This is a genomic window from Xenorhabdus mauleonii (assembly GCF_900113945.1).
Taxonomy (GTDB): Bacteria; Pseudomonadota; Gammaproteobacteria; order Enterobacterales; family Enterobacteriaceae; genus Xenorhabdus; species Xenorhabdus mauleonii.
The window spans coordinates 95,938-112,609 of the sequence record NZ_FORG01000011.1; the positions used below are offsets into that span (position 1 = coordinate 95,938).

The window sequence follows — 16,672 nt, forward strand, 5'->3', positions numbered from 1 at the left end:
ATTCTGCTTATTAAGAAGATAAAAAATCAAACTGAGCGATTTTGGTATGCAGAACAGGTACAGATTTTTGATGCTTCATTTTATCTATATGCCTGTGACATTGAATTACCCCCCAGCAACAAGGGTACAGCCAGAGGGACAGCCGCAATCCACTTTGTGCCCTTCCAAAGCAACCGCCTTCCCCTGAATCACCGTCAGCGAGGAACCTTCAGCAATAGAGCCTGTGCCCTTACACGCAGGACAAAAGACCTCATCGCCCACACAAGCAACGGGTTCACCCTGCTTAGTTAACCCCGAACCGGTCAGCACCGTACCGCCCGTGTTTGTGGTGTCCCCTTTCAGGATGATCTTCTTTCCGTCAATGGTTGCCCGCATTTTGTTGCGCCTCAAGTTCTTTCAAATCTTTCATATCATCATGCTCAATCTGACGCACCAACCGCCACGCGGTTGTACCCGGTGCATTGCCTTCAACATCCGGGGCGATATCCCCTTGCAGGATAACGTTTTCCAGCCCTTCACGCCCTTTGGTTGTCCAGTAACCATCCACCCTGGCAGGCTCACCCGCCATTAATGGCTCAACCTGTAATGAACCACGGTCATAACGGGCATACCAGAGCGCGCTGGTGGCATTTGTAAAATGGCCTTCACCATAAAAATGAAGAGAATCGCCCTCTTTCATAACATAGCGAATAGGGCGGGTTAGTTCATTAATCGCAATATAACTTTCAGGCACACTGGCGGGTAGCGGGGTTAAATCAGGGTATTCGCCGGCACGGATGATTAATCCATTACTGTATTCTGTGATAGTAATGTCAGGGTAAGCAGACAATTTCTTTCTTACCCATTGTTCACCGCCCAAGCGCTTGATAAAGCGATGGGATAGCAAAGTCATCCAATTAATACTACGTATCGAATTATAATATTCATGCGCCCATGAATGAACTATCGCATTAACCTGCATAGTAGGGTAATGAATGGCGAGCTGATATTCATGTGGCATATAGAGATGATAATCTCTGGGCAAGACAAGCGTATACCCACATTCACCATGATCGGGATTGAGTTGTTCACAAAGAAAGGCCAGCCATTCATTAAATTCCGTTTGTCCTTTTTCTGTTGCCAGCATATCCCACGGTAATACCAAGCATAAATAAGAACTTGCTTTATTCCCTGACGTCTCCCACGAGTCGAGATAACGCATAATATATTGCGGTGCATCATCAGCATTTTTCGCATCACTGACATACCAACCACATATCTTATTACCTACAAATATCCCATTGTCAGCTTTTAATATTAGCTGCTCAACCTTTTCAATATTGTCGGCTGAAAATTTCTTTAACCCTTTAAATTCGTGAGTATGGAACCGTAATTTTTCACCATACATTTCCCGAAATCGACGGTAACAGGCGAGAATGTGTTCCTTTTTTTCACGCGTATACCCTTGTTTGAAAAACAGGGTGATGGCCAACCCCAGACGTGTCACGGTCACATCGCGTTCGCTTTGCAGGGTAAAGTTGGTTAATTGTGCCTTGATATGCTCGAAGTAAGCGTCTTGATTCATAATGATCCTTTTTCCTTATTATGCGGTTGCCGCATTTAATGCGGCCATCCCCGCTGCTGCTACGGTCAACATTGCCCATACCGCCGACGCAACACCGCCGACAATACTCCCCACCCAAATAATTAAACCAACCAATAAAACGATAGCCGCGATAACAACAATGGTTTCAATCAGGGTAACGATTTCTTCGCCGATTTTTACCATTAACTCAACGGTTCCATTGCCCAAATCCGCCGCTATCTGATACCAATCGACGTGTTTTAATGCTTCAATGGTTAAGTCAGTGTGTTGGTATACCATTTCTACCGCTTCCGTGATTTTTTCTTCGGTAAGGCGGACGATTTCACCTGTCTTTTCGCTGACCCAATGAATGGCATAACTCAGCTTGTTCGTCACCGGATCGATAATTTCATCGGCTATCCATTTTCCCGATTCACGAAACCAGGCACCACAAGCGGCCAGTGCTTCACGCGTCTTATCCGTGAGGTAATTAAACCCACTGGCCGTAAAATCCCATGTCCATTCCCAACTACGGACAATTTTATCCTTGGTATAAGTAAATCCGTCTTGCACTAATTGTATACCCTGATCATAGAATGCTTCGACTTGTTCCCAAAATGAAGATTCATCAGGGGAGGGAATTAATGCGGGAACAGTTTGATCACGTGATAACGCCATCCAGATACTGAACACAGGTTTATGCTGCCACGGTTTTTCACTCACCAGCGGGAGATTTTTCGGCATATACCGTACTATTCCCGTATGGGTCGGAATAGGTAATGGCGGGGATGGGGGGGGTGTCGGTTTAACGTCAGGTGATGGCGCGGGCGCGGGCGCAGGTGATGGAGGGCGATTACTACCGCCAACCGGCGGAAATAGGCCACCAAATAGCGCCATATGCTTTTTAATGTAGTCCATCTCAGCGGCTTTGGCTTCTGCTGACTGATTTTTCCACTCTTCCGAATCCCGGTTATCTTCAACCACAAAGAGGCCAAATCGCTCCCTACCGCCAGCAATGAGGGGATAATCTTTTTCCTGACCTTCTGACAGTGAGTCTCCCGGAAATTTTACTTCAATCAATATCTTCAAATTATCGGGATGTTGAGAATTATCAAAATATGTCGCCTTAAGTCCCGGCCAACGTAATTGTTTATTTTTGACTAAAATAATATCGGGTCGCCGCAAACCTGTAATGCCATATTTAATGATGTTTTCTATAGACAAATTGGGAAACCAGCTTGCAGAGTGGGGTAAATTACTTCCATACATTGCCTTTTTTTTCTTACTGGTTGCTAATTTAGGCAATGGTGCAATTTCCCCTCTCATATAAAAACTCACTTCCGCTTTATATTGCCATTGCCAATCAGATGCTTCTTCCTCTACTTTAATCAATTGGCTCAGCGTTGCCTGCCGAAGAGAGATCGATTTTCCTTTTCTGAAACTTATCTTCGGTGCCCAAATTGCTAATGCGGCTTTTCTTGCCAGGTAGCATTGGTCTTCATCTTTGGGGAATTCAACGCGTTCCATCCGGCAATTGACTGAAGTCACGGCAGGACACATGGTGCCCGGTTTTAATTGTTGCGGTTTTTTCGCCATTGTTATTCCTCCTTAAATTCCATGATGTAATCTACAGGTTGGTTATCCCCCACGTGGTAAAGCGTTTCGGTTTTCTTTACCTTCTTTTCTTCCGGTAGGCCGAATTCCAGTGTATCGTAACGCCCTTTTTTCATCTTATTTTGCATGTTCATATCGATGAATTAATCATCGGTACTTTATCGAAAAGATTTATGTATATTTAAAATTGATGGGGTAATGCGATATTTTACTGGATTATTCTTCAAATTTAATTTAAGTAAGGCTTGATTTTGTTATTTAGGACGAGTCTTAATTTGAATGGTTGTTAGCGTAAGTCATATTCAGCATAGTTTAATGATGTATCACAATATAATATTAGGGATAACGCCCAATAAGTTTTAATAGAGTTATGATGCAAAAATATCGCCAATTATACTGATTCACTTATTGAGTCAGATAAAACAATCCGTTAAAGTACCCCCGCCATTGGCAAAATCCAATGGTCAAGGTTTCGCAGCCTTGTAAAGAGTCATCCACTGGTAGGATTTTTCTGCCAGTGTGTCTGCTATCGCCCTTTCAATGGCGGTTCAGGCAGGGGAGGCTTCGGCCTCGCCGGACGATGACTCCCGGTACTGCGAACCCTGTCTTGAATCGCCACCATCAACTAATGGAAGGGGTAGCAGGATGATTAATTGCAAGAAAGACTGGCATCAAGCCGATATTATTGCTGCATTACGTAGACGTGGTACAACCTTAGCAGCACTCTCCCGTGAAGCCGGACTTAGCTCATCAACATTATCTAACGCACTGTCACGCCCGTGGCCTAAAGGCGAATGGATTATTGCCAATTACCTCAAACTACATCCCTCCGAAATTTGGCCTAGCCGGTATTTCGCGTTGGATGGCCAACAGTTAGAACGTGCACCTCGCAATACCGCTCAGGAATAATAATTCACTTATTACAGCGTGTTGAAATTGCAGAGGTAAATCGTGATGAATAACCCTATCTCTCTGAAACAAGCGGTATATCTTTCGGGTATAGCAACGTCTCTATTCAAATTCATTTTCGAGAAAGCGAAACATGAATGCTCAATAGATTTGAATAATCTGATTACATTGGCGAGTGATATCAATCAAGAGGTTCATAACGCCCTTTTGAAATATACCCCTGCGCCATTGTCACTAAGATTATTGAATTGTTTGAATAATAAACGGACTATTTCATTAGATCTGGCGATGCATCGGGCAAAATTAGGAACATCTTTGTATGAGATTATTCTTGAGCAAGCTAGTCCAACCAACATCCAAGCCTGTTCAACCGAATTACACAATATGCTTTCATTGGCCTGCGACATTAACCAAGAAGTTTATCATGCACTTGTGGCAGTAGTTTATATTGAATAGGCCATAGACTTACTGTGAAAAAATAGTATATAAAGGCATATTATAATTTACTGCCGAATTGTATATAGCCAAATCGGCTGGTGGGAACATTCCCTCAGAACTCTGAATATGGCAATCAATCCATTACCTCTTATAACATATTGAAATAAGACTAATAGTTAATCAAAAGCACGGAACCAGAACAAGAATTCATAATTAAAGAGTTATATAATCTTTAATTTCAGTTCATTAGCAAAAACTAAATTTTCAATACCACCAAAAGGGCAATCAATGTTAAACATCCCTATTTCGTTATGTATTTATACAGATGTGACACAAACCAAATATGATATAGACACTGGATTTAAGGCTGATGAAACATATAACGTCTTGAAAACAGCATACATCGTTGGAATACGGAATAAGAAGAAAAAAATAATTGCAGCTGGCATATTCATATCAAACATAGAAGACAAAAGCGAACCAAAATTGGCTGATGTCGCCATTAATATGTTTGAAAATCACGAACCGACCAAAAAACTAGTAAAAGAAATTCACTCGATGCCAATAAGTCGACTAAGAATCAACTTAAAAAATGGCACAATTCAGGACGCATTTTCTGAAAGAGAAATAGACATGCTATACACTGATTTTTATATGAGTAACAGTATTAACGGTACGGCATAATCCACATCATATTACGCTGAATATTTTCAATATCCATAGTTCCAGTAACATACCTACACCATACAAGACAGTAAAAATAGGAGATAGATAATGAACTTAGAAATGGGAATAGCATTGTTAGTTGGGCTAATCGCATTAGGCAGATTTATAGGAATGTAATAATCAGCAAATCACAATGCCTAACTAAAGAAATTCTTACAATCGCATTATATATAAATTGGCGGGCGGCGTATTGAAATTATTGCCGTCCGCCAATTCAACATAACGGCATTAGAGATAGGGTATCCAGCTTAATGAGTGCTACTGATCATCTATCCTAACAGATGATTAATCCTCAAACAGTTTGAATAGTCCGAATCCAATAGCTGTAATCACTGCAATTGGTGCTGCCGCAGTAATTATAGCGCCTGCAGCCATACCGCCACCAACAACTGAGCCAACCGTAGCCATGCCTGATGATATTGCTGCTCCTCCCGCTAATCCAGAAGCACCTGCCGCAGATGCTATAGCCGCACCTGTAGTACCTGCTGTTGCTGACATAATAGTTGCAGCTGATCCACCGACTACAGCTGATGCTGTACTAGCTGCTGTACCTGCTGTTGCTAAAGTGCCAACACTACCAACCGTTGTTGATTTTTTCATAGGTTCCCTCATACATAACATAATTGTTTAACATTAAAAGCATTACGCCATAATTTTATCTTTTTGAGGATCAACTAAATCAGTGGCAGTAATACTTTAACTACAATAACCTATGTGCCCGATTATTTAATTAACCCGCAGCAACAAGGGTACAGCCAGAAGGACAGCCACAATCTACCTTGTGCCCTTCCAAAGCAACCGCCTTCCCCTGAATCACCGTCAGCGAGGAACCTTCAGCAATAGAGCCGGTGCCCTTACACGCAGGACAAAAGACCTCATCGCCCACACAAGCAACGGGTTCACCCTGCTTAGTTAACCCCGAACCGGTCAGCACCGTACCGCCCGTGTTTGTGGTGTCCCCTTTCAGGATGATCTTCTTTCCGTCAATGGTTGCCCGCATTTTGTTGCGCCTCAAGTTCTTTCATATCTTTCATATCATCATGCTCAATCTGACGCACCAACCGCCACGCGGTTGTACCCGGTGCATTGCCTTCAACATCCGGGGCGATATCCCCTTGCAGGATGACGTTTTCCAGCCCTTCACGCCCTTTGGTTGTCCAGTAACCATCCACCCTGGCAGGCTCACCCGCCATTAGTGGCTCTACTTGTAACGCGCCACGGTCATAACGGGCATACCAGAGCGCGCTAGTTTCGCCTGTGAAATGGCCTTCACCGTAAATATGGAGAGAATCACCTTCTTGCATCACATAGCGTATAGGTCGAATCAATTCATTAAGCGCAAGATAACTTTCCGGTATGTTAGCGGGAAGTGGTGTTAAATCGGGGTATTCACCGGCACGAATAATTAACCCATTTTCATATTCAGTAATGAGTACATCAGGATAAGCAGAGAGTTTTTTTCTTACCCATTGTTCACCGCCCAACCGTTTGATAAAGCGATGAGATAACAAAGTGATCCAACCTATACTACGTATAGAATTAAAATAATCCATTGCCATCATGTGAACGGTTGAATTGACTTGTATAGCAGGGTAACGAATGGCAAGCTGGTACTCTTGAGGCATATATTCGTGATAATCTCGTGGTAATACCAACATATAACCACATTCTCCATGATCAGGTTTTAGTTGTTCACAAAGAAATTTGAGCCATTCGTGAAATTCAGTTTGCCCTTCGTCTGTGCTTAAAATATCCCATGGCATGACTAAACATAGATAAGCACTGCTTTCGTTTTCATCAACTTCATCTGAGCCAAGAAAACGCATTACATAATTTGGAGCAAGATCACTATTTTTGGCATCACTCACGTACCAACTAACTGGATCATTCCCCTCACTGTTTAGAATTTTCTGTTCAACCTCAACAATATTTTCAGCTGAAAATTTCTTCAACCCCTTAAATTCATGGGTATGATATTTTAATTTTTCACCGTATTTCTCACGGAAACGGGCAAAGCAAGCTAAAATTTTCCCTTTCTTATTGGATGTATAGCTTTGCTTAAAAAACAATGTAATTGCCAATCCTAAACGAGTGACAGTGGCATCACGTTCACTTTGCAGAGTAAATCCGGTTAACTGTGCCTTGATAGAAGCATAATATTCTTCTTTATTCATGATGACATTTCCCTCATATAGTATTTTCTGGTGTAGCTTCTTCTAATGTCGTCCATATTAAAACAGCCAAACCACTTACTGCTGCTGCTACAGCTGCCCCTACTTCTACTGGCGCAGCAAGTACAACGACTATTGAACACAGCAAGATAACTGCAGCTGCGGCGAGCACAGGCACAATATACGTCCTCATAAATTCCCCAAAACCGACAACCACCTCGATCAAACCATTACCCATATCCGCAGATATTTGTACCCAGTTAACCTGCTTTAATGCCTCTAGAGATATATCTGTGTATTTACATACCGTATGCCAAGTTTCGATCAATTTATCTTTTGTCAGATGGAAAACCTCGCCAGTTTTCTGGCATATCCAATCAATGGAATATCCCACCGTCTTTGTCACTGGATCAATGAGTTCCGTAACGACCCACTTTCCAGCGTCTTGGAACCAAGCACCACAAGCATTCAATGCAGCACGGGTTTTATCGGTAACGTAATAGAGACCATTTTCTGCCATATCCCACGTGACTTCCCAGCCTCGAACAATAGCATTTGTAGTATAATCATATCCCTTAACAATCCAGGTAATAGGCATTCCAGCATATTCTATGGTTTTTTCCCAGAAAGAGGAGGCCGGCTTAGGTTCAGATGCGTGCAATAATGATAACTTTATAGGAATCGTAGCCAATGCCAGCCACATACTCAGTACGGGTTTATATTGCCATACTTTTTCGCTGACCAGCGGTACATGCTCAAGCAATAAGCGCTGAATACCATCCTGAATTGGCATTGGTAAATCTGGCATTGGAGTATGAGAAGGCTTATTCCCCTGAATAAGTGGAGGCAGACCACTAAATTGTGATGAATGTTGTTGTACTTTTTCCCATTCCAATTCCTTAGCTTCTTCTGTTTGGCTTTCCCACTCTTTAGTACCCCGGTTATCCTTGACATGCAGAACACAAAAACGTTCTGGTTTGCAGATCTTCTTGTAATCTGATTCTTGTGCTTCCGATAAGATGTCACCTGGAAATTTAACTTCAATTAAACGTTCAAGATTATCTGGATGTTTAGAACCATCAAAATAGGTTTCCGCACGCCCAGGCCAACGAACTTGCTTATTCTTTACCAGAATGATATCTGGCCGCCTAATTCTAGTAACTTTAAATTCAACTGCTTTCTCGGGTGATGGGCGGGCAAATACATTCATAGATTGCGGTAAGTTGCCGTCATATTTAGGATCGCCAACTTTACTCGTTGAAAGCATGGGCAATGGCGTCCTTCTCCCCCTCATAGCAAAAACCACTTCTGCCTTATATGGCCATAGCCAGTCATGATGTGTTTCTTCTTTACGAATAAGGCCACTCATCACCAATTGTTTCAGTGAACGCTTAGCGCCATCTTTGGTATACACAACTCTCGGCGCCCAAATAGCATAAGCTGCTTTTTGGGCAAGATAACAGGGATTTTCATTTACGGGGAATTCAGCTCCTTCTATTGTACAAGTTACAGAAGGAATAGCGGGGCATATTCCACCAGGCGTTAATGTTTTTTTGCCTTTCATGATTATTTCTCCTTAAATTCCATGATGTAATCTACTGGCTGATTATTCCCCACGTGGTAAAGTGTTTCGGTTTTTTTCGGTAACTGTTCTTCCGGTATACTCAATTCCAGTGTATCCGCTTGCTCAGTCTGCACGATGGCAGTTCGTCCGGCCTCATCAGTGAGGCCGGAGACCATCCCCGATGGGGTTTTAATCTGGTAAAGCGTGTTGACCAACGGTTTATTCCCGTTCTTACTGTTGGTCAGAATATAACGGGCGGAATAATCAAACAGCGCCTCGTTGCCAGCTTTTCCAGCGGCGTGCTCCGTCATTGAGATGGAGGTGCCGGAAATCGTGATAGCCCCTGTCGGGTCGATAATAATTTGGCCGCCGGCATTGCCTATCGTGATTTGTCCACTTTGGGATTGCAGCACGATATGCTTACCCACCTTGATTTCCTGGTTATCGGCAATTTCCAGCAACTGGCTTTTGCCTATTTTGACGCTTTGCTGCCCGGTGATGGTGGTGGACTGATTTTTTTCAACCTGTAAGGTTTGATGGCCGGCAACGGACTCGTCGTCATCCTGTTTGATCAGGGTTTGACGGCTGCGTTGAATTTCTTCAAATTGATCCCGTACCACCGTCAATTTCTGGTCTTGCCCTATTCGCTCTTCATGATCGACATCAACATGCGTCGTGCGGTTGTTCAGCACTTTGGTATTCATGTCTTTCTGGGCATGGATATACACTTCTTCGCTGCCCTTCGCATCGTCAAAACGCAATTCGTTAAACCCTTCACCTTTATGTGTATGGGTTTTGAAGGTTGTGCGGGTTTTTTGTGCCGGCAAATCCAATGGCGGGCTATTGCGTCCGTTGTAATTGCAGCCGGTCACAATCGGCCGGTCAATGTCCCCGTTCAGGTAAGAAACGATGACTTCCTGACCGATCCGCGGAATGGCCATAAACCCAAAACCGTTGCCGTTCCAGCCCTGGGCAACCCGCACCCAACACGAAGAGCCATCCCCCGGTTTGTCATAGCGGTTCCAGTGAAAATGCACTTTAATCGCCCCGTACTCGTTGGTAAAAATCTCTTCGCCTTCTGGCCCAACCACGGTGGCCAATTCATCACCATCGGCCAAGGGTTTGTAACGGTACGGTGGCCGCCAGTCATCGCGGCCGGGGATAAAGGTCATGTTGCTGGTTAAGGTGGTGCCTTCCCCGCCGATCCCCGCAGCCTGCGGCTGTGACCCCGTGTGCGTAATGCCGACAACCTGCCAACGGTCATTCATGGATAACGCGGGGTGGGTGCTGAGCGTGAATATTTTACCCGGACGTAGCTTGATACAGTTGCTTTGCGCGGAGCCGAGCTGACTTTCACTGTTCAGCTGATTAAGGTAGATATCCCCCAAGGGCTGGCCTTCCTTACTCCACTGAAAACGCCCGTAACTTTCGAACACGGCATGATTGCCCGCTGGCTCCAAGGTACTTTGGGTCAACATGGGCTGGGAAGGTCGCTGGAAATTGTAATCTTTATGGCGGTATTGATCCGGGCACAGGTATTCCCCGTATTCCCATTGCCAGACGGTCGCGTCAGTCTCGTCGGTATCCGGCTGCGGATTATACGTTAACGGGAGATCGGCGGTCATGCCCAAATGACTGTTGCTGAAGAACATCTTATCTTCTTCAAACCAGAAGATAATGCCTTCTTCCGCGGCCAAACGGCACCAGAACTCATAAGCTGATTCCCGTTTTTGGGTCGTATATTCCCGCCTGGCATGGTATCCGTGGTTATCATAAAACTTGTTGCCCGCTTCCAGTGCCAACTTTTTTTTGGCTAATCTGCTGGTCGACATTTCTATGTGGTTAATGATACTTTCAAGCAAATAGGGGTATTAAGAACACAAGCCTTTACAATCATCAGATAATTCCGAAAAAAGGGAAAATATTTATAAATAGGTTATTTAAAGGGATAACATTATGGAATATCTCTTTGTTTTAGCTGGCATATAAAATATATTACAATGTGAGTTCAGTTTATGGTTAATACATAATGACTCTAAATAAATGTGGATTTCCTTTGTCTGTTACTACAGAATTGTTATAACTAATAATTACACGGATGATATTAAAGTGAAAAATCCTTACTGTACAGTTGATGAATTAGGGTTTCCAAGATTTGATGGTGTTGATTTTATTAGATATAAGTTATTATTTAACAGTGATACCCTTGTAACAGGAGAAAGCTATTTATGGGCATATAAAGCAGCTTACCTTCAATACAATAAGAATTTGATAATAAAATATGCACATGAAGCTAATATACCGGTGCTCCTATTGGCTGGAGTTGCTGTTGCTGAGGCCGGAGGAACGCCAGATAGATTTAAAGCATATGGTGTTCTACAAATTAGACAAATTTTCAATGATACATTCAATGGCGACAATAAAAAATCAAATTCAACATCTGTTGGTGTATTAGCTATTCAATTAAGAGCAGCGGCAGAAACATTAGGAATAGACCCATCGACACTAACAACAAAACAGCAGTTACAACTTTCAAATTGTCTTCTCACAGATGATTTTAATATAAAGGTTGTTGCAATGCACTTAAGAGATCTCATTATTTATGATTATCCAGATATAAAAAACACAAGTATTATAACTGATGAACAATTAATATTAGCTGGTTCTAGATACAATAGAGGTATAGCTAGAGATAAAAATGATATTATAAACTCAATATCATTACCCCCCGGTTCTAAAGGCAGGGAGTATAGTTCATATGGAAGAAGAATATTAGAGAAGAAAAAATCCATATATATGATATTGGGGATTAACGGTGATGAGTAGAATAATGTATGTGATTTATTATTTGTTCTGCCTGTTAATTATATATTCTTTTTCTTTTTTTGAGGAGGAAATATATATTGATGGAGATGAAATCAAAAATGCATGTGTAGCTCATCGCACGTTCGTAGTTGATGATACAAGAGATGTTTCAGTGCCCGTGTCAGCTTTGTTTATGTTGCCACTATTGTTTAAAGTCATAAAAATTAAATTTAATTCATTGAAATTAAATATTATGCTGCTGACATTGGTAGCATATTGGGCATGGCGTTTTTTCATACGGTTAATGTATTGTTAGCTCCTCCAATACATAAAGGAGCTTTCATATATATTAATAAACTCTATCTTCCCAGAAACTATATCCAGATGTCCCGGCAGCAAAGTGCTGCCATGTTATACTGGCATATCTTACAGAAATCATTTCCTCTGGTTGCTGATTCGCGTGATTTATAGCATGAGGATAACTAACATTGATTCTCTCTATAAAAGCCTTTTTCAATTTAACCGAATAATAGAGTTCGTTTCCGCCACTAATAGCAGTTCTATAAAAGAAAAATTCTATTTCCAGCTCTTCATTGTCAGATATTGAGACACCAAGTAATGGTGATGATTTATCTATTGGTTTAATAAATGAAACAGGGCGATGATTTACGTTGCTCATCCTTGTCATTTCATGGTCAAAAGAAATAATGAAAATTTCATCCTCATGGCCAAATTGATATTTATTTCCTATTGAATCAGAAGTAGAACAACCCGCGGAAATAATGCCTTGCTTTTTTCCTTTTATAGTTGCGTAAATTAAATTAGCCATAAAAATTCCTTCTATGTAGATGTAAGCGTAAAAAATTTCAAATGAAACTCGATAATTCCAAAAACCCTACTATAAAGAAAGTTAAATTAAAATGAGAATAAAGACTAAAAAGATAATTTTATTTGTTTGTCTTCTTTAAATTGGAAATGTAGAGATACTATAGTTTACCCTTTTCTTACAGTATCGACTGCAACTGTCCACTTCCCCTAAAATGAGACAGCTATAATTAGATTTTCTGCCCCAATATTTGCAGAGGTTAACATGAAAAAAGCACGATTTACTGAAACTCAGATTGTGAATATTTTAAAATTCACCGGCTTCGGCCATGGATAAACGGCGCAGCATCGAGGTAGGCAACACCAACGTCACAAAGTGGTGGACATGCGGCAGATAAAGGGATTCCAACAATAATTGAGGTGCCCAGTTGCCTGATTTTTGCGGGGGAGACAGGATCAACCGCGATGTGCCCTGCAACGGTTCCAGACGAATGCAGTCCATTGGATACAACGTCTCTCCCCGAGATAACCGAAGGCCATAGGCATATTGTCTCAGCGCCAACATCAGGCTGTCCGCAACCGTTTCATCCGCACTGAGAAACAGGCTGATGGGTGTGATCGGCCAATGGTCATCCTTACCGGTATATTGAAAGGTCAGTTTCAGCTGGGTTTCTTGCGCCTGATGATAAATTTCTCGCCGGATAAGGGTCAGGGGTTCAATGTCACATTGCCGACTGGTGACAAAGACACTTTCATTCTCAGTGGTAATTTGGCTGCCTTTCGGTACTGAACACGCGTAGTCGGCGCCAATACCATTGTGCAGCTGCATGACACTGGTTGCCGGCAAGCCCTTGAGTACCTGAGAGTCCAAACTTTGCAATGTCGGGCGGGTGATTTCAGGAAAAGCATCATCAATTTTTTGGTGCTGGCGCGCAACCAAAAAGGCAAAGCCTTCATGGGTTCTTTCCACATCGGGTTCTTGTCCATTGAGGATATCCGCCAGATGAGGCTTTTCCTGACTGATCAACCGCTGTAGTGCGCGGAGATATTCAATTTCATGTTGAAAATAGTGTTCAAAGTTTTTCACATCGTTCCTTTTTCGATGAAGCCTCCATCGGTATTTTATCGAAAATATTTATGTGTGTTTAAAGTTGATGGGATTAATACGGGGTTTTACGAGAATATTCGTTAAATTTAATTTATGTAAGGCTGGTTTTTGGGTTATTTCGGACGAGTCTTACTGGGAACGGTTAATTGCATTAGGGATTCTTCGAAATAACGCCAAATAGGTATTCGCAGGAGAACGCGGCAAAAATACCGCTCGTTATACGGGTTCGCTTATTGAGTCAGATAAAACAATCCGTTAAAGTAGCCCCGCCATTGGCAAAATCCAGTGGTAAGGTTTAGCAGCCTTGAAGAGTAACCCCACTGGTAGGATTTCTATCAGTGGTGCTTGCTATCACCCTTTCAATGGTGATTCAGGTAGGGGAGGCTTCGGCCTCGCCGGTTGGTTACTCCCGGTCTGCTAACCCTGCCTTGAATCACCACCATCAATGTTTAATTAACCTGAATTCTGGATAAAGGATTGCTGTAGCGCCTGTTCCAAGAGCAAAATTTTGGTGCACACCTAAAACCGCTCTAAAAAGGAACAGGCAATGAACAAATTAGTTGAAATTTTCTGCGATGTCGATGACTTTTGTCGTTTTTTCATTCCTCAATGGGAGCAGTTTTGTCTCAATAAGAAGCATCGCCTACGCCGCAGACAAGGTCGAATGTATCCCAGTGAAATTATGACCATCCTGATCCTCTTTCACATGTCACATTACCGTGATTTTAAATATTTTTATCTGGAGCATATTTGGAAATATCATCATCACGATTTTTCAACCTTACTCAGTTATACCCGTTTTGTGAGTGTCGCCCCTTCTGTCTTAGTGCCACTATGCAGCTATCTGACTCAATTAAAAGGAAAACCCACGGGGATTGCTTTTATTGATTCCACGAGTTTGCGCGTGTGCCATAACATCCGTATTCCGCGTCATAAGATGTTTGAGGGGGTGGCACAGCGCGGAAAAACCTCAATGGGGTGGTTTTACGGTTTCAAATTACACTTGATTGTTAACCATAAGGGCGAAATTCTGGCACTCAAAGTCACCGCCGGTAATGTGGATGATCGGGAACCGGTTCTGGAATTAGCAAAAGAATTAACGGGTTCTCTTTATGGTGACAAAGGCTATCTTAGTCAGGAACTGGCAGACGATTTAGCGCAAACCGGTGTGACTTTCATGACGAAAAAGCGCCGTAACATGAAAGCGCAAGTGCTGGCTGAGTGGGATAATATAATGTTATTAAAGCGTTTTATTATTGAGACAATTAATGGGCAATTAAAAACCATTTCTCAAATAGAGCATTCTCGGCATCGAAGTATAAAAGGATTTCTATTGACCGTTTTAAGTGGTGTAATTGCTTACTGCCTAAAATGGAAAAAACCGTCACTGAAAGTTTTCTACTCAGAAGAAGATTTTCCAATGACGGCGTAAACGGAATTCAGGTTAATTAGTGGAAGGGGTAGCAGGAATGAATAACATTAAAAATGACTGGCATCCAGCCGACATTATTGCTGCATTACGTAAGTGTGGGACAACCTTAGGCGCCGTCTCCCGTGAAGCCGGACTCAGCTCACCAACATTAGCCAACACACTGGCACGTCCGTGGCCTAAAGGCGAATGGATTATTGCCAATTACCTTAAACTACATCCCTCAGAGATTTGGCCTAGTCGATATTTCGATCGGGATGGTCAACTGCTAGAACGTACACCTCGTCATGTTCGTTAGGTGGTTTTAATCGCCGTGTTAGCTCATGTGTTGATTGCACAACATTGGAAATAAAGTCTGCATTTTGATGAGCTAGAAGGCTTGTAAAAGCCTTCTAATCTTACTGAGCCATCATCAACTAATTTTGTCCAAACTCTCCTTGATGGCTACCATCTGGTGGTGCCTCTTGAGTCGGAAATACGATCAAGAGACAGCCATATAAAGCGGATTTGGAGTGATTATATATTTTATCCGTGAATTGAGGGGATAAGTTGGTCATGACTCCAATAGTTAGATTGATTAAAAAAAAATAGTATTCCGTTTCAATGAAGGTACCTATCACTTTGTCATGCATTTCTTCCGATTTGGAATAGCCGATTGTTTTTCTGTTTAATCTTTTTAAACGAGTGCGAAGTGTTAGGTTTATTCTTTCAATACGTTGGGTGTAATGCTTTCCAACAATATGCTTTTCTTCAGGAAGAATGGCGTAAGGAGCAAAATCATCTGTACAGTAGAAATGAACGTTAAAAGGGGTGAGAAACGCCAGCAATTTTTTCAATGTCTTCTTGCTGCGGCCCCAAATACGTGAGCCACAATCCTTTTCAGGCGGGGTTCCCAAGCATACCAAAGCCAGCGCTGATTTCTTTTGTTACCCACAAATGACCCTTGTTCGTCTATCTCACAGATAATCTGAATGTGACATCCCGGCAGGGGCAGTGTGGTTACATTTCTCGGCGTGAGCTTTTTAATGTGCGAAGAACGGTGTTAATGCCGACTTTGAGAACCCGAGCCGTATCTCTGATACCTGAGTTATTCATCGCCATATCTGCAATTTGCTCTTTCATACCGGGCTTGCAGGCTTGGTAGGTATAGTTCAATTGAAAGGTTTTGGCAGGCATAGCAGTGATAACGGGGATGTCCACTACGCCCTTTTCCATGTCCTTTAACATCTTCTGTTTTGTGACAGTAACGACAAACCACATCAACCTTAGCCATATCTCACCAATAATAAAAAGTGGCAGTTTATCTCAATATCTAACTATTGGAGTCATGACCCAACTTTTGGGGAGCAGCACGGAGAGTGTTGAAGTACGACACCGCTCACCATCAGCAACTAACAGGAGTAGTTACCATGGCTGCACACGATTGTAATGTACACCTATATCAAAAATAGAAAACTGCATAATTTTAATTACAGTCTCCTCTATTGCTATTCAAACAACATTCTTATATAACACTTTA

The 16,672-nt window shown here is 42.3% G+C and carries 18 protein-coding genes and 1 pseudogene; 7 read left to right on the forward strand and 12 right to left on the reverse strand.

All coding sequences use genetic code 11. From position 1 onward, the window contains the following. Positions 1-105 precede the first annotated feature (105 nt). The 4 genes from BM100_RS12220 to BM100_RS23045 are packed head-to-tail and all read right to left on the reverse strand — an operon-like array spanning position 106 to position 3,306. Complete coding sequence (locus BM100_RS12220; RefSeq protein WP_092511317.1) at positions 106-375, reverse strand: PAAR domain-containing protein; 270 nt, start codon at positions 373-375, stop codon at positions 106-108. Continuing rightward, positions 359-1,564, reverse strand: coding sequence for a type VI immunity family protein (locus BM100_RS12225; protein ID WP_092511319.1), 1,206 nt, complete (start codon positions 1,562-1,564; stop codon positions 359-361). The genes BM100_RS12220 and BM100_RS12225 overlap by 17 nt, the downstream gene beginning before the upstream one ends. An 18-nt stretch (positions 1,565-1,582) precedes the next feature. Then, the gene (locus BM100_RS12230) at positions 1,583-3,160 is read right to left on the reverse strand and encodes a VRR-NUC domain-containing protein (RefSeq protein WP_092511321.1); all 1,578 of its coding nucleotides are present in this window, start codon (positions 3,158-3,160) and stop codon (positions 1,583-1,585) included. A gap of 2 nt (positions 3,161-3,162) precedes the next feature. Continuing rightward, positions 3,163-3,306: a hypothetical protein gene (locus tag BM100_RS23045; protein ID WP_169924731.1), complete on the reverse strand. Its 144-nt coding sequence runs from the start codon at positions 3,304-3,306 to the stop codon at positions 3,163-3,165. A 517-nt stretch (positions 3,307-3,823) separates the two neighbouring features. Here BM100_RS23045 and BM100_RS12235 point away from each other — a divergent pair. The 3 genes from BM100_RS12235 to BM100_RS12245 all read left to right on the forward strand — a co-directional run bounded on the left by BM100_RS12235 (position 3,824) and on the right by BM100_RS12245 (position 5,209). Next, positions 3,824-4,087: a helix-turn-helix domain-containing protein gene (locus BM100_RS12235; protein ID WP_092511323.1), complete on the forward strand. Its 264-nt coding sequence runs from the start codon at positions 3,824-3,826 to the stop codon at positions 4,085-4,087. Between the two features lie 45 nt (positions 4,088-4,132). Further along, positions 4,133-4,543, forward strand: a complete 411-nt coding sequence (locus BM100_RS12240; RefSeq protein ID WP_092511325.1) for a hypothetical protein — start codon at positions 4,133-4,135, stop codon at positions 4,541-4,543. A 270-nt stretch (positions 4,544-4,813) separates the two neighbouring features. Beyond that, the gene (locus tag BM100_RS12245) at positions 4,814-5,209 is read left to right on the forward strand and encodes a negative control protein of sporulation (protein WP_092511327.1); all 396 of its coding nucleotides are present in this window, start codon (positions 4,814-4,816) and stop codon (positions 5,207-5,209) included. A 327-nt stretch (positions 5,210-5,536) separates the two neighbouring features. Here the strand turns inward: BM100_RS12245 and BM100_RS12250 are convergent, their stop codons facing one another. From BM100_RS12250 to tssI, 5 genes are all read right to left on the reverse strand, one after another. Continuing rightward, positions 5,537-5,863: a hypothetical protein gene (locus BM100_RS12250; RefSeq protein WP_169924730.1), complete on the reverse strand. Its 327-nt coding sequence runs from the start codon at positions 5,861-5,863 to the stop codon at positions 5,537-5,539. Positions 5,864-5,981: 118 nt separating this feature from the next. Next, the gene (locus tag BM100_RS12255; protein ID WP_092511331.1) at positions 5,982-6,251 is read right to left on the reverse strand and encodes a PAAR domain-containing protein; all 270 of its coding nucleotides are present in this window, start codon (positions 6,249-6,251) and stop codon (positions 5,982-5,984) included. Next, positions 6,235-7,425: a type VI immunity family protein gene (locus tag BM100_RS12260; protein ID WP_092511333.1), complete on the reverse strand. Its 1,191-nt coding sequence runs from the start codon at positions 7,423-7,425 to the stop codon at positions 6,235-6,237. Before BM100_RS12260 ends, BM100_RS12255 begins: the two co-directional genes overlap by 17 nt. Positions 7,426-7,438: 13 nt before the next feature. Beyond that, positions 7,439-8,986: a VRR-NUC domain-containing protein gene (locus BM100_RS12265; protein ID WP_092511335.1), complete on the reverse strand. Its 1,548-nt coding sequence runs from the start codon at positions 8,984-8,986 to the stop codon at positions 7,439-7,441. Between the two features lie 2 nt (positions 8,987-8,988). Next, on the reverse strand, positions 8,989-10,818 hold the full coding sequence (tssI, locus tag BM100_RS12270; RefSeq protein ID WP_092511337.1) for a type VI secretion system tip protein TssI/VgrG: 1,830 nt from the start codon (positions 10,816-10,818) through the stop codon (positions 8,989-8,991). A gap of 277 nt (positions 10,819-11,095) precedes the next feature. Here tssI and BM100_RS12275 point away from each other — a divergent pair, with 277 nt between their 5' ends. Both BM100_RS12275 and BM100_RS24075 read left to right on the forward strand, forming a co-directional pair. Continuing rightward, positions 11,096-11,812: a hypothetical protein gene (locus BM100_RS12275; protein ID WP_092511441.1), complete on the forward strand. Its 717-nt coding sequence runs from the start codon at positions 11,096-11,098 to the stop codon at positions 11,810-11,812. 4 nt (positions 11,813-11,816) lie between these two features. After that, complete coding sequence (locus BM100_RS24075; protein WP_420855325.1) at positions 11,817-12,107, forward strand: DUF2645 family protein; 291 nt, start codon at positions 11,817-11,819, stop codon at positions 12,105-12,107. Positions 12,108-12,140: 33 nt separating this feature from the next. On the opposite strand, the gene BM100_RS12285 is transcribed toward BM100_RS24075, so the two are convergent. Continuing rightward, the gene (locus BM100_RS12285; RefSeq protein WP_092511341.1) at positions 12,141-12,620 is read right to left on the reverse strand and encodes an Hcp family type VI secretion system effector; all 480 of its coding nucleotides are present in this window, start codon (positions 12,618-12,620) and stop codon (positions 12,141-12,143) included. Positions 12,621-12,923: 303 nt separating this feature from the next. Further along, positions 12,924-13,703 (reverse strand): type VI secretion system baseplate subunit TssF, encoded by a 780-nt coding sequence (locus BM100_RS12290; RefSeq protein ID WP_092511343.1) that lies wholly within the window; start codon positions 13,701-13,703, stop codon positions 12,924-12,926. A gap of 568 nt (positions 13,704-14,271) precedes the next feature. On the opposite strand from BM100_RS12290, the gene BM100_RS12295 reads away from it, so the two are divergent. After that, positions 14,272-15,156 carry an IS982 family transposase gene (locus BM100_RS12295; protein WP_092511345.1) on the forward strand — a complete coding sequence of 295 codons (885 nt, stop codon included), beginning with the start codon at positions 14,272-14,274 and terminating at the stop codon, positions 15,154-15,156. 37 nt (positions 15,157-15,193) lie between these two features. Further along, the gene (locus BM100_RS12300; RefSeq protein WP_092511347.1) at positions 15,194-15,451 is read left to right on the forward strand and encodes a helix-turn-helix domain-containing protein; all 258 of its coding nucleotides are present in this window, start codon (positions 15,194-15,196) and stop codon (positions 15,449-15,451) included. 289 nt (positions 15,452-15,740) lie between these two features. Here the strand turns inward: BM100_RS12300 and BM100_RS12305 are convergent. Continuing rightward, positions 15,741-16,426, reverse strand: a pseudogene (locus tag BM100_RS12305) (IS1 family transposase); the annotation flags it as partial. Positions 16,427-16,672 lie beyond the last annotated feature (246 nt).